At 59.5% G+C, this 13,376-nt stretch carries 12 protein-coding genes and 1 tRNA gene; 7 read left to right on the top strand and 6 right to left on the bottom strand.

The window, feature by feature from the left end; all coding sequences use genetic code 11:
• Positions 1-37: 37 nt before the first annotated feature.
• Both tgt and SynSYN20_RS01615 read left to right on the top strand, forming a co-directional pair.
• Complete coding sequence (tgt, locus tag SynSYN20_RS01620; RefSeq protein ID WP_186525376.1) at positions 38-1,156, top strand: tRNA guanosine(34) transglycosylase Tgt; 1,119 nt, start codon at positions 38-40, stop codon at positions 1,154-1,156.
• Positions 1,157-1,186: 30 nt separating this feature from the next.
• Complete coding sequence (locus SynSYN20_RS01615) at positions 1,187-1,330, top strand: photosystem II reaction center protein K (RefSeq protein ID WP_006853705.1); 144 nt, start codon at positions 1,187-1,189, stop codon at positions 1,328-1,330.
• On the opposite strand, the gene SynSYN20_RS01610 is transcribed toward SynSYN20_RS01615, so the two are convergent.
• Entirely contained in the window at positions 1,269-2,054 is a 786-nt protein-coding gene (locus SynSYN20_RS01610) for a WecB/TagA/CpsF family glycosyltransferase (protein ID WP_186524468.1), read from the bottom strand. The two genes, SynSYN20_RS01615 and SynSYN20_RS01610, sit on opposite strands and share 62 nt — an antisense overlap.
• On the opposite strand from SynSYN20_RS01610, the gene SynSYN20_RS01605 reads away from it, so the two are divergent.
• Positions 2,047-5,295, top strand: a complete 3,249-nt coding sequence (locus SynSYN20_RS01605) for a glycoside hydrolase family 15 protein (protein WP_255476329.1) — start codon at positions 2,047-2,049, stop codon at positions 5,293-5,295. The genes SynSYN20_RS01610 and SynSYN20_RS01605 overlap by 8 nt on opposite strands.
• Before the next feature lies 1 nt (position 5,296).
• On the opposite strand, the gene SynSYN20_RS01600 is transcribed toward SynSYN20_RS01605, so the two are convergent.
• From SynSYN20_RS01600 to SynSYN20_RS01585, 4 genes are all read right to left on the bottom strand, one after another.
• Complete coding sequence (locus tag SynSYN20_RS01600; protein ID WP_186524467.1) at positions 5,297-6,301, bottom strand: Gfo/Idh/MocA family protein; 1,005 nt, start codon at positions 6,299-6,301, stop codon at positions 5,297-5,299.
• A gap of 53 nt (positions 6,302-6,354) precedes the next feature.
• Positions 6,355-7,632, bottom strand: a complete 1,278-nt coding sequence (locus SynSYN20_RS01595; protein ID WP_186524466.1) for a hemolysin family protein — start codon at positions 7,630-7,632, stop codon at positions 6,355-6,357.
• A 14-nt stretch (positions 7,633-7,646) separates the two neighbouring features.
• A tRNA-Ile gene (locus SynSYN20_RS01590) sits at positions 7,647-7,719 on the bottom strand.
• Between the two features lie 14 nt (positions 7,720-7,733).
• The gene (locus SynSYN20_RS01585; protein ID WP_186525374.1) at positions 7,734-8,222 is read right to left on the bottom strand and encodes an occludin/ELL family protein; all 489 of its coding nucleotides are present in this window, start codon (positions 8,220-8,222) and stop codon (positions 7,734-7,736) included.
• A 90-nt stretch (positions 8,223-8,312) separates the two neighbouring features.
• On the opposite strand from SynSYN20_RS01585, the gene pyrE reads away from it, so the two are divergent.
• Both pyrE and SynSYN20_RS01575 read left to right on the top strand, forming a co-directional pair.
• Complete coding sequence (pyrE, locus tag SynSYN20_RS01580) at positions 8,313-8,882, top strand: orotate phosphoribosyltransferase (RefSeq protein ID WP_186524465.1); 570 nt, start codon at positions 8,313-8,315, stop codon at positions 8,880-8,882.
• Complete coding sequence (locus tag SynSYN20_RS01575; protein ID WP_186524464.1) at positions 8,879-9,733, top strand: folate-binding protein YgfZ; 855 nt, start codon at positions 8,879-8,881, stop codon at positions 9,731-9,733. The genes pyrE and SynSYN20_RS01575 overlap by 4 nt, the downstream gene beginning before the upstream one ends.
• Here SynSYN20_RS01575 and SynSYN20_RS01570 read toward each other — a convergent pair.
• Complete coding sequence (locus SynSYN20_RS01570; RefSeq protein ID WP_186524463.1) at positions 9,730-11,232, bottom strand: TM0106 family RecB-like putative nuclease; 1,503 nt, start codon at positions 11,230-11,232, stop codon at positions 9,730-9,732. The genes SynSYN20_RS01575 and SynSYN20_RS01570 overlap by 4 nt on opposite strands.
• Before the next feature lie 52 nt (positions 11,233-11,284).
• Here SynSYN20_RS01570 and SynSYN20_RS01565 point away from each other — a divergent pair, with 52 nt between their 5' ends.
• Positions 11,285-12,748, top strand: coding sequence for a phosphoglucomutase/phosphomannomutase family protein (locus SynSYN20_RS01565; RefSeq protein WP_186524462.1), 1,464 nt, complete (start codon positions 11,285-11,287; stop codon positions 12,746-12,748).
• Positions 12,745-13,365: an RdgB/HAM1 family non-canonical purine NTP pyrophosphatase gene (rdgB, locus tag SynSYN20_RS01560; RefSeq protein ID WP_186524461.1), complete on the top strand. Its 621-nt coding sequence runs from the start codon at positions 12,745-12,747 to the stop codon at positions 13,363-13,365. Before SynSYN20_RS01565 ends, rdgB begins: the two co-directional genes overlap by 4 nt.
• Positions 13,366-13,376 lie beyond the last annotated feature (11 nt).

Raw genomic sequence — 13,376 nt, 5'->3', positions numbered from 1 at the left:
CGGCTCACCGTAAATTGATGCGTTGCACGGAGGGCCTGTGTTCCAGTTCGAGATTCAGGCCACTTGCCGCAACACGGGCGCTCGTTGTGGATGCTTCCACACACCTCACGGTCCCGTGATGACGCCACGGTTCATGCCCGTGGGCACGCTGGGCACCGTGAAAGGGGTGACCACCTCCCAATTGGCAGAGACCGGCGCCCAAATGGTGCTGTCCAACACTTATCACCTGCATCTCCAACCTGGAGAGGAGATCGTTGCTGACGCCGGGGGGCTGCATCGGTTCATGGGCTGGGACGGTCCGATGCTCACCGATTCCGGTGGCTTCCAGGTGTTCAGCCTCGGCGACCTCAACCGCATTGACGACGAAGGGGTGGACTTCCGCAACCCTCGCAATGGCAGCCGCATCTTGCTGACCCCAGAGCGGTCGATGCAGATCCAAATGCGCCTTGGCGCTGATGTGGCCATGGCCTTCGATCAATGTCCGCCCTATCCAGCCACAGAAAACGATGTCGCGGAGGCCTGCCGGCGCACGCACGCCTGGCTAGGCCGCTGTGCAGACGCCCATCAACGCGACGATCAAGCTCTGTTTGGGATTGTGCAAGGTGGTTGTTTCCCCCACCTTCGGGAGCTGAGCGCGCGAACGGTGGCGGACTTCAACCTCCCCGGCATCGCCATCGGCGGCGTCAGCGTTGGCGAACCGGTGGAGGAGATGCATCAGATCGTGCGCCAGGTCACACCCCTGTTACCCGCTGATCGCCCCCGGTACCTCATGGGCATTGGCACCCTGCGTGAAATGGCAGTCGCTGTCGCCAATGGAATCGACATGTTTGATTGCGTTCTGCCCACCCGTCTTGGACGGCATGGAACGGCACTGGTTGGGGGCGAGCGCTGGAACCTGCGCAACGCTCGGTTCCGGCACGACCACACGCCGTTAGACGCAAGCTGCCCCTGCATCGCCTGCCGCCAGCACACCCGTGCCTATCTGAATCATCTAATTCGTAGTGAGGAACTGCTCGGCCTCACGCTCTTGAGCATCCATAACCTCACCCATTTGATCCGATTCACCACCGCGATGGGGCAAGCCATTCGTGATGGTTGCTTTTCAGAGGATTTCGCTCCGTGGGAGCCGAGCTCCATAGCCCATCACACGTGGTAGCGTCCGAGCTCCGACCATGAATTCGCCGGGATGGCTGCTTACACCCTCGATTTGCTGGCCCAGTTACCTGAGGCCTATCAAGCCTTCGGTCCGCTGATCGACATCCTGCCGATCATTCCGTTGTTTTTCCTGTTGCTTGCTTTTGTTTGGCAGGCTTCCGTCGGCTTCCGCTGACCAAAACAGCCCAAACAAACTGGGGCAGTGCGAGATAACGCCTCCAGCGGCTTGGTTCCTGTGCGAGCCTGTAAAGCCATTCCACTTGGAAACGGCTTGCCCATTGTGGCGCTCGTTCCTTGAGGCCAGCCCAAACATCAAAGCTGCCGCCAACCCCCATCCAGACACCGGTTTGCGTGGCTTTTAAACGCTGTGTCCAAAGTTCTTGACGGGGAACGCCGAGCGCCACAAGCACCAAGTCAGGGTTGAGCTCGCACAAGCTTGCTTCGAGCTCGGGCCAATCCTCCTCGCTGAGATAGCCATGTTGCGCCAGCACCAATTGCAGTTCAGGGCGCTCCACCACCAAGCGATCACACAAGCGTTCCATCACCTTCGGCGCAGCACCCACGAGTGCCACAGACCAACCATGGGCCTCGGCGTAACCCAATAGTTCCCACGCCAACTCAATGCCAGGGCTTCGGCGAACGCGTACGCCTTGTAAACGAAGAGCCCACACAACGCCTGCACCATCGGGGACCACCAGATCGGCGTCAGCAATCACTGCACCCAAACGAGGGTTGGCTCGTGCTGCCATCGTCATCTCGGCATTCAGGGTCACGATCTGACCTCCCCCATCGGCATGCACACCAATGGCTGCTGCAGTGACATCGCGACACGCATCTACTGGCACCCCAAGCACTTGGAAGCGACGTTGATCACGCGGACCGGTGCTGGTGATGTCCATCCCTAACTCGACTGCGAGGGAGAATCTAGATCCGGTCCCCTGGAAGGCCACGGTTTTGTCGCATCCGAACCCTCAGGAGCAACACGCGCTACGCCTTGAAAAACTCAAGAGCCTGGATGTAGCCATCGAAACGGTGGTTTTGCAACGTCAGCATCCAGTGAGCGGATTGCTTCCAGCCAGCACGGCCAACACCGTGCACGGAAATTACGGAGACGCCTGGGTTCGCGACTGCGTGTACTCGATTCAGTGCGTTTGGGGCCTGGCCATCGCCCATCGTCGCCAGCACGGGGGCACCACCCAACGCAGTTGGGAACTCGAACAACGAGTTCTGGGGCTGATGCGCGGCTTGCTCAACAGCATGATGCGCCAAGCCTCAAAAGTGGAGCGCTTTAAATACAGCCTCGATCCACTCGACGCCTTGCATGCCAAATACAACAGCGCCAATGGCGATCAGGTGGTTGCCGATGACGGCTGGGGGCATCTGCAGCTCGATGCGACCTCTCTGTTTTTGTTGCAATTAGCGCAACTGAGCCGCGGCGGGATCGCCGTGATTCGCAACCGCCACGAAGTGGCTTTCATCCAAAACCTCGTCTACTACGTAGCCCGGGCCTACCGCGTGCCCGACTACGGAATCTGGGAGCGTGGGGACAAGGGGAATGAAGGATTACCCGAACGCAACGCCAGCTCCATTGGCATGGCCAAAGCGGCACTAGAAGCCCTCGATGGCGTGGATCTGTTTAGTTCCCACGGCGATGGATCGGTGCAAGTGCTGGTGCCTCAAGGCGCTGTCGTCCGCTTGCGCCGGGCACTCCAAGGACTGCTGCCAAGGGAATCGGCTAGCAAAGAAGTCGACAGCGCTTGTCTGTCTGTGATCGGCTACCCAGCCTGGGCGGTGGAGGAGCGAGACCTGGTGGAGCGAACCGTCCAGCGAATCCGGCGGGAGCTAGGAGGCCCCTACGGATACAAACGCTTCCGCCGGGACGGTCATCAAACCGTTGTAGAGGACGTCAGTCGACTGCATTACGAACGGGCCGAACTGGTCAACTTCGAAGGCGTGGAATCGGAGTGGCCTCTCTTCCTGGCCTATGAGCAGCTCACAGCCTGCTGTGAAGAGCGTTGGACCGACGCGCATTACTGGCAAGAACGGCTCAAAATCCTGCAGGTCGAACGCCAGGGCCAACAGCTCTACCCAGAGCTCTATTTGGTTCCAGACAGTGCGATCGAACTTGAACGACGGGCACCGGGAAGCCAACAACGACTAGCCAACGACAACGTGCCTCTGCTCTGGACCCAGAGCCTTGCCTGGCTCGGGGAGATGCTGATGGAAGGACTGATCGAGCCAGCGGACCTTGATCCCTGCGGGCGCAGATTTCAGGCCGAGATCGGCGCCGAACAGGTCCTGGTTGCCCTTGCACCAACCAGCAGCGCACTCGCAACCGAACTCAAGGCACAAGGGTTGCCAGTGAGCGATCCGGAGGCCTGCCCCATCCAGGTCGTGCCATCCAGCAACCTCAACGATCGCCTCAGCGCCGTCGGAGGCGATGAGGCTCTCCGCTTGAGCGGTCTACCGATGCTCCGAGCCGACACCTCGGATACAGCCCGCCTCTATAGGCAGGGCGACGAGCAGCTTGCCGTCCTGCCGGCTGTCTTGGAAGAAGACACCTTTTTCGTGAGTCATGACCCACGCCAGCTGATGGAAACGGTTCTCAATGAACTGCACCTGCTGCAGCGGCACTGGCGCGGAGAGGGTTCTCCGCTCTTATTGATCCCGATTGAAGCCGCCCTGCTGGAGAACAATCCAGAGCTGCTGAAGGATCTCACCACGCGTCTGCACTCAGGACAGCTTGAAGATGTTCCCGTTTGCTTCAGCGACCTTGAAACACTCGCCCACAGCGCTCAATGGGTGACGCTGCCAGCCGCAACACCCAGGAACCATGCCCATCAACGCAGCGACGCTGCGCGTTATTTGCAGGACTCCACCGACTTCAGTGACCTCACCGCAGCCCAGGAGCAGGAGCTCGATGACATCCCCCTCGCTCAACTCCGTGATCGTCTCTGGAGCAGCCATTCACTTCGGGAACAAGCCGAAGTGCTTGAACTGCTGAAGCGTCAACTCGGTCATCGAGCGATCCTCAGCGGCCCGAAAGGAACACCGATTGAGCTGATCACCCTGCTCGAGGAGATTTACCACCGCGGGCTCAGCCAGGAGGACTGGAACGTAGCTCGCCGTTGCGCTGGCGCGATGGGGCTCGTCCATCCCCAACTCGAGGATGCTGTCATCGACCTGCTCAGCCGCCAGAAGCAAGTGGTCGTAGGAAGGAACTACACCAGCGACTCTCGCCTCAGCGCCCCGGCCTCAAGCCCGGCGATCGCTGCCCTGATTGAACGCACCTGTGGCAATGACGGCCGTGAGCGCATGTTGCAACAGGAATTGCTGGTGGCTCTTGATGGTCTTGCCCGTCGAGAACCGGAAAAACTCAAGGGGACGCTCACCCTGCAGCTCGGTCAACTCCTGCTTCTGCTCACCTCAGAGCTCGCATCCGAACGCCAACTCAGCCAGGACGAAGCCTTTGAAGCCCTGTGCAGCGAAGCCCCCCATGCGATCAGTTTGCGTCTTCAAGCACTCCTAAATGACGTCGACCACGCCCGAGCAGCCCTACAGCGACGCGAGCTGCTTCACCTGCGCGGCCATGTGCAGTGGACCGTGCCTGAGCCCCTTGAAGAACGACCCAGCGGATCGGACTGGCTCCAACACCGGATGCGACTGGGCTCCCTGCAGCAGGTCCCGAAAGAGTTCTATGCCGGCATCTGGTCCTTACTGCATCACTGCCGCGGCCTTGTGATTGGAGACAAGTTAGAGCGGCGCAACCGGCTCAACAGCGCCTTGGTGCTCGAAAAAACGCCAGGAGAACGCAACTTCGCCATTCAGGTCGAGCACCTGCTCAGTCGCATTGAAGCCGCTGAATACCGCCAACTGTGCTCTGAAAGCCTGCTTTCGCTGATGGCCTTTACGACGACCAACCCCGACATGCACTTTGAAGACGACATCGCACTGGATGTGGTGATTGGTCATGCCGTTCGGGTGGGCTGGCAAAGCACCCATCCCCAACAAGACATTGGAACCTACAGCCAGTACAAAGCTGCCGCTTGGCAACAGTTTTACAAAGCCTCTCCAGCGCAATGCCGCCAGTGGCAAATCGAAGCGCTACGGGAGCTGGCTGAACAAGAAGGTCTTCTCTAAATCAGATCGGAGCGTCCAGAGCAATGCCAACTCCTGGCCGCTCCACAGCCTGCTCAATCAAATCGGCAAGACGAAGGGCCCTTGATGCCTGCTGACCGTCCACAGCGGGGGTTTCACGTCCACGAACACACTGAAGAAAATGCTCCAGCTCGGCATAAAGCGGCTCGATCGAAGTCGTGCTCACCTCTTCAATGAAACCGTCATTGCGGTACAGCAGCTCGCCGTGATCAGCGGAATACCACTCATGCGCACGCCGATGAATATGCAAGGTGTGATTTAAAAAATCCGTTTCCACCAGGCTCCCGCGGCAGTGAGCGCTCAAGCTTCTGATCTTGCGATGACTCATTTTGCTCGCCGTCAGGCTTGCGACCACACCGTTGTCGAATCCAAGTGTTGCGTTCACGTAATCGATCGGTCCTTCTGCACTACGTCCACCAGCCGCTGATAGATGCACCACAGAGGCCCCAGCAAGTTCCAAGACAAGATCCAAATCGTGGATCATCAAATCAAGAACCACAGAAACATCGTTAGCTCGATCGGAATGGGGGCTGTGACGTCTGGCTTCCAGTACGACAACTTCCTCATTCGCCACCACCTTGGTTAATTCACGAAACGCAGGATTGAAACGCTCGATATGCCCCACCTGCAGCAGCCGATCCACCCGACTTGCCGACTCGCTGAGTGAAGCCGCTTCATCCTGACTGGCCGCAATTGGCTTTTCGATTAAAACGTGCAGTCCAGCCTCTAAACAGGCCAAACCAACGGCATGGTGAAGCAGGGTTGGCACAGCGATACAAACCGCTTCGACCTCAGGCAACATGTCGCGATAATCCGCAAACCAACGGCAAGCAAATTGGTCTTTGGCCAGCGCGCCACGCTCCCCATCCGGATCAGAAACGCCCACCAGATCCGCGTCTTTCAAGAGACTGAGCACACGGGCGTGATGCCAACCCATGTTGCCGATTCCGATTACTCCGACCTTTACCGGAACCATAGGGTCGGTCATCGGAGGGAATGCAGGTCAGATCTAATTATCGGTGATCAACCGCTAGGACCGCTTCAGCAATTCGTCACACCAGGGATCACCAGTCGCACCTGAACGATGCGCGGGCCTCTCATCATGATGATTTCAAATTGAACTCCGTTGTGCCGCAGCGCTTCTCCGGCGGCAGGAATGTGCTGCAAGCGTTCCAACAGGAAGCCAGCAAGCGTGTGATGGTCCGAGGCCTCAGGCAGGTCAAGGTCGAGTTGGCGATTGAGCTCAAAGATCTCCAAATCGCCAGCAACCAGCCAGGCACCCTCCTGGCCCTCAATCGCCTGCAGGTCTGGCTCGGCACTTTCATGCTCTGGCTCATCCCCAACAATTTCACCCGTGAGATCGGCTGCCGTGACCAATCCCTCGGTGCCCCCGTGTTCATCCACTACCAATAACAACGGATGGCCAGATCGAATAATCGCAAGCAATTCAGCGAGATTGCTGGTCTCCGGCACCCGCTCTGCAGGACTCAAATAAGGCTCTAAAGCGGAGTCTTTTTGCAGTTCGCCACGGGCGATGGGTTCAGCCAACCGGCGTAAATCCAGCACACCACGAACATCATCCAGTGACTGCCCAATCACAGGGAAACGCGCATGCCGGGTGCGGTGAACGGCCTCCATCAACTCGGCGAAACGCACCTCCACCGGCAGGGTGACCATCCCAGAACGAGGGACCATCACCTCCCTCACCTGCATATCCCGTAACGCAAACACCCCTTCAAGGATGTTGCGTTCATCTGGCCGTAGGCCCGTGACTCCCCCGCTCTCCACGAGCGTCTCTAACTCACCGGCTGTGAGTGCCGGCACGAGGGCATCCCAGCGAGGCTTCAAGCCCACAAGACGTAGCAGGAGTGAGGCGATGACTTCCAGGGAGGACAGCAGGGGACGCAACACCTGCATGGTGGTTTCCAACACAGGAGACAATTGCAAGGCTGCTGGCTCAGGACGGCTGAGGACCAGAGCACGTGGGAGCAGCCCAGACAGCAGCGTGGCCAAGACCACCAACACAAGGAACCAGGCCAGATCCCACCAACGACCGGCTGGTGTGTCCATCGGCCACCAACGCTGACCAAAACCTTTGGCAATCCAACCGAGCGCCACCAACGACAAGGTGGTCCCGAACTGGGTCATCAGCAGAGCCCTTCTCAACCGGCGCTGGAGGCGCTCGACCGCCAGAGCACCGGGCTGGCCCTCCTCACGCAATTCATGAACGCGACTCGGACGCAAACGCAGCAGTGAAACTTCAGCCGCTGCAAAAAACGCCGGTAAGACCAAAAGCGCGATCAGCAGCAGGTTGCGCATGAGTCAAGAATGAATGGGGGTCCCGAGGATCGAACTCGGCTAAGGCGAATTATGAGTTCGCTGCATTCACCAGATTGCTAGACCCCCGCGTTAGCACGGGTTTACCACAAGGCACGAATGGGTGCAGGGGGTGGATCATCTCGCTCGATTGGCATTCTGACCTGCCCCTCCTCCGCCAAGCTGCTCGTGAACCCGTTGGAAATATCCACCGTGCGCCACGGAATCGCTGGACTTTGCTCCTCCATCAACACCTGATAGGTGGATTGCAAGGCAGATCCATCCCAAACAATCGTTTGGTCGGGGAAGCCAAATCCCATCACCCTGTTGCCCTCAGGCCCCGCCACGGCAATGCCAAGAAGGTCGGTGATCTGGTGCATCACATCCACCCCACGAGCGAAGGGTGCCGTCCAGGTATAAAACCGCTCCGTGACCATCGCGTCGGTTGTTTTAACAGGGCCACAGCGAGTCACCTCAACAGGAGCAAAGACCTCGCCACCACTGCTTGCAGGCGCAGGAGCTTCAAGGCTCGTCACGCAAACCACAGGATTGGCATGACCAGGGTCCGCCTGCCACAGAGCGAGTGGGCCCATGATCACCAGAACACCAAACGGGAGCCTGCGCACAAAATCCGTCACCACTGCGCGCAAACTAGGCAGAGGATTCGCTGCGCACCAGCCCCGATGTCTCAACTTTTTGAACACGATCCCCTGCTGGAACGTTTAGCGAAGGAGGCTTACCGCCACGGCAACTTCACCCTCGCGTCCGGTCGCAGCAGTGATCACTACGTGAATTGCAAGCCGGTCAGCTTGAGCGGCTCAGGTCTAGCCCTGCTCTGCCCGGCAATGTTGGCCCTAGTGGAAGCCGATGCGGCAGCCGTTGGCGGCCTCACCCTTGGAGCCGATCCGCTCGTGAGTGGCGTCGCCCTTGCTGCTGCCCAGGGAGGACGCTCCCTGGATGCTCTGATCGTGCGGAAGCAGGCCAAAGGCCACGGCACTGGTGCCTGGCTGGAGGGTCCCCTGCCAGAGCAGGGCGCGCTCATCACCGTTCTTGAGGATGTGGTCACCACCGGTGGGTCATCCATCAAGGCTGTTGAACAACTCCGAGCTGCTGGCTACAGCGTGAATCGGGTGGTGACGATTGTTGACCGTGAAGAGGGAGGGGCTGCTGCGATGCAAGCTGCTGGCCTTGAATTACACAGCCTGTATCGCCTGGAAGAGGTGGCCGCCAAGTCCCGTGAGTTCCAAGCATGAGAAGGCTCCTTTGGAATGAATACTTCCCGGTGCTGCGACTCGAAGGGAGTGGCAGTCGCACGTTTCTTCAAGGTCAGACGAGTGCCGACGTTCAGCAGGCTGAGGACGGTAATCCCCTTCCTGCCTGCTGGCTTGATGCCACCGGAAGGGTGCAGGCACTGCTTGAAATCCGCATGGACGCCACAGGTGCTGATGTGCTCGTTCTCGCTGGAGCGGTGGATGCCGTAAGCCAAGGGTTCGATCGCGTGATCTTTCCCGCCGACCGCGTCCGCCTCAAAGGGACCCGCCAACAACGCAGACAAGAGCTCCTGGTTCAAGGCCAGCCGATGGAGCCGGTCAATGTGTGTTGGACAGAGGATGAGCCAAACCAAAGCGATCGCTTCCCCGCCAGTGAGGCCGCCAACACCAACCAGCTCGATCGTTGGCGTCTGGAACAGGGGTGGCCTCTCGGTGCTGGTGAATTGGATGGAACCACCAATCCCTTTGAACTGGGCCTCTCCCCCTGGGTCCACCTCAACAAAGGGTGTTACCTGGGGCAGGAAACGGTGGCAAAGCTCGCTTCAAAAGGGGAAGTCAAACAGCAACTGCGGAGTTGGCGCGCCCTCTCCAGCGATCTTCAGGGGACTCACCCTGAGAGGGGAAGCGTGCTGCGACGCCAAGGGGACCGCGCTGGTGTCATCACCTCCGCTGTTGAGATTGCGTCTGCTGATGGGTCGCCCCAGGAATGGATTGGCCTCGCCCTGGTGCGCCGACAAGCATTGGCAGATCCCCAACTCACTCTCGAAGGCGATCAAGGAACAATTCAGTTGTTCAAACCGCAGGCCTTTTCCGAGCCACCCTCCCGCGCTTAGCTCGGGCGTTGATCACCACTCAACAACCATTGCGCCACCGCCCATGTGGCCAAGCCATCGTCGCGGTTGTAAGTAAGGATCCAACGCAAGGCATGACTGGAACCCCGCGCGTTGGATCCCTCACCATGCCACTGACGCCACCACAACAGAGCCCTTGCTCCATCCACTCCTGCCTGGCCCCACTTGAATCCTCTCCACCCCGCTACGGCCTTGAGGCCATAGCTGCTAAGGGGAAGTTGCCAATGGGCACGCAAGCGGGCATGAACATCAATCAACCTCTCTCGCAGGGCTTTCTGTTCTGTCTCTGAAACGCCTTGGCGTTTGGCCATACGCAACAGGGCCAACGACTCGGTTTCGCCGTAATGAAGGATCAACCAATCGGGATAGGTGGAAAGAAAGCGCTGGATCCTTTGCCAGCAGCGCTTCTCACCATGCTCTTGAAGCACCAGCAGCGGGTGGTAGGCGGCACGCGTCAGATCCCAACTAGAGACTCCGTCATTCGCCAACCCGTTCTTGGGCAAGCGGACAAATCCGTGCAGAAAGTCATCGCGCGCATCCGGATCTGATTCGATGTCGTAGAGCAACACCCCTGGAGCATTCCGCAATTCAGGCAAGGCGGGAAGCGCATCAAGACGCTCCACAACCCCATCGCGTTGAACACGGGCTTGAGCCACCAAAGGGGCCGCCATCGCCGCGTGCTGTTCGCCGAAGCTCTTGAGCTGCCCAGCGAGATCCTTGGGGTTGGCTGCGGCCAAGGCCTGAAGGCTATGGATCCCAATGTCTTGAAGCATCTCCCGCCTTTTGGCGCCAATTCCACTCACTTCACTGAGATGCCCTTCTTGAGACGCAACGTCGTTGCAGAGCCCCCGCCAGCTGCAGAGGGTGCACTTGCGACGATCTGCCGTCAAAGCTGGCGGATCGGTTCTGTTCAGATCGGCTGACAGTCGCAGCAGAGAGTCGTCGAGCTGGCGATTCAAGCTGTTGCCAAGCGGTAAGCGCTCACGCTCTAAACGTCGCCCCGACCCTGCCAGGGCAAGGCCATCAGGCACAGGCCCACCTTGAAATTCAGCCAACAAGCGTCCAGCCAAAGCAAGCTGGAAACGGTGTTCTCGGGTTAAGCGGCGGCCCTGCCGAGCGATCACGGGCCGATAGGCAAAGTCCCCCCAACGACTCGCCCCTTTCACCCTCTCCAGCAGAGGCGGATGGGCTTCTAGAGCCACATCCTTTAGGGATGAGGCGTCCGGCATAACACCGCGCAACCTCACCCCGACAACTCCGGCATCTCCGCGCTCGCAAGCCGACAGGCCATGGCCTGGCTTTCCCGGCAGCAAGGCCACAAAACTGCGCTGTTGGTCATCCAACTGCAAGGTGCGATGCGCGGTGTAGAGGCGATCATCTGGATTGGCATGGCGGTCGAGCCATGCCCTCCTTCGGCAGCGCACCCAGCTCCGCAGCAACCTGTCGGTGAGTGGCTTGTCAGCGTGAGGGGTGGCACCCATCAACCGACGGTAAGGCGGCCAGCTGCTAGATCCTGTGCATCGATTGCAACCCATGGTGTCTTCCCCTCTTCCACTGGACGCCTCTCCGATCCGGTTTGGTACTGATGGTTGGCGAGGGATTTTGGGGGTGGATATCACTGTGGAGCGATTGCTTCCTGTGGCCGTCGCCGCAGCCCAGGAGCTCGCCCACCAGGCACCTCAAGGCTTAAACAGTCGCACCGTGGTGATCGGCTACGACCGCCGCTTCCTCGCCCCTGAACTCGCCGAAGTTGTAGCTGCAGCCGTCCGCGGCTGCGGCCTGGAACCGCTGCTCACCGATACGGCCGTTCCCACACCGGCCTGCAGCTGGGCAGTGGTGGAACGCCAATCACTCGGAGCACTTGTGATCACCGCCAGCCACAACCCTCCGGAATGGCTTGGGCTCAAAATCAAAGGCCCCTTTGGTGGATCGGTGGAGGGCACCTTCACTGCTGCGGTGGAGCGACGGCTGGCCGCTGGAGGCATCACAGTGCCGGTGGCTGGCAGTAGCGAACGTTTTGATGGCCGCGGAGAACATCTCGCAGGATTGCGAACCAAATTTGACCTGCAGGCTCTGACCGTTGGCCTGCGGACCATGGGGATCCACGTGTTCGTCGATCCCATGCATGGCTCGGCAGCCGGCTGCGTGTCAGACCTATTGGGCGACGACGCCAAGGATCTGATCACCGAGATCCGAACCAACCGTGATCCACTATTTGGTGGATGTGCGCCGGAACCCCTGGCCCCTCACCTTGGGGAACTGATGGCAGCGGTGAAAGCCTCAAAAGCAGATGGCCGCCATGCCGTTGGCCTGGTCTTTGATGGCGATGGCGACCGCATTGCCGCCGTTGATGAAAACGGACGGTTCTGCAGCACCCAGCAGTTGATGCCACTGCTGATCGATCACTTGGCTCGTGCCAAAAATCTGCCTGGATCGGTGCTGAAAACGGTGAGCGGTTCCGACCTCATGCGCCTTGTTGCGGAAGATCTAGACCGGGAGGTCCTTGAACTGCCTGTGGGCTTCAAGTACATCGCGGCTGAAATGTTGGCCGGAGAGGTGCTGATCGGCGGAGAGGAGTCCGGCGGCGTGGGATTTGGCATGCACCTGCCAGAACGGGACGCCCTGTTTGCCGCCGTGCTCGTGCTCGAAGCGTTGGTGGAAGGGAAGCAGCCCCTTGGCGAGCGCATGAAAACCATCCAAGAGCGGTGTGGTGGCGAGGCTCACTACGACCGTCTCGATCTCCGCCTCGCCGACATGGAGTCCCGCCGCCGGCTGGAAGCCCTTTTGGCTGACACGCCTCCCCAAGAAGTCGCTGGATGCCCTGTTCTCGAGGTGATCACCACAGACGGCGTCAAACTCAGGCTCGGCCCAAGCCATTGGCTGATGCTGCGCTTCTCTGGAACAGAGCCCTTGCTTCGCCTGTATTGCGAAGCCCCAAGCCCGTCGCGGGTTGAGGAGGTTCTGAGCTGGGCCCGCACTTTTGCAGCCGCCATATGAACAACCGCGTTCTTGTGATTGCGAGCGGTAATGCCGGCAAGATTCGAGAGTTTTCGAACCTGCTGCAACAGTTGCCCCTGCAAGTGGATCCACAACCCGAAGGGATCGAGGTGGAAGAGACCGGCATCACCTTCCGCGACAACGCCCTCCTTAAGGCCAGGGCCGTTGCTGAAGCCACTGGCCATTGGGCACTCGCTGATGATTCAGGCCTGAGTGTGGATGCACTTGGCGGTGCTCCGGGGGTTTACTCCGCGCGGTACGCAGACTCGGACCCAGCACGCATTCAACGCCTGCTCAGAGAGTTGGGGGATCGCAACGACCGCCAGGCACACTTCAGTGCGGCGCTGTGTATCGCAGCACCTGACGGCAGCGTGCTGGCAGCAGTGGAGGGGCACTGCGAAGGATCGATCACCTTCAGGGCTCGCGGGACGCAAGGGTTCGGGTACGACCCTGTATTCGAGGTCAAAAACAGTGGACTCACCTTTGCTGAAATGACTCTGGATCACAAAAAACAACACGGTCATCGAGGGCGCGCCTTTGCCCTGCTAAAGCCAGAGCTGGAGAAGCTTCTCGCCAACACGCCAAGCCAAGACGCGAGCACAAGGCCAAACCTCTAACAGAACAACCC

Source organism: Synechococcus sp. SYN20, assembly GCF_014279555.1.
GTDB lineage: Bacteria > Cyanobacteriota > Cyanobacteriia > PCC-6307 > Cyanobiaceae > Synechococcus_C.
This window is presented reverse-complemented; position numbering and strand designations above follow the sequence as displayed.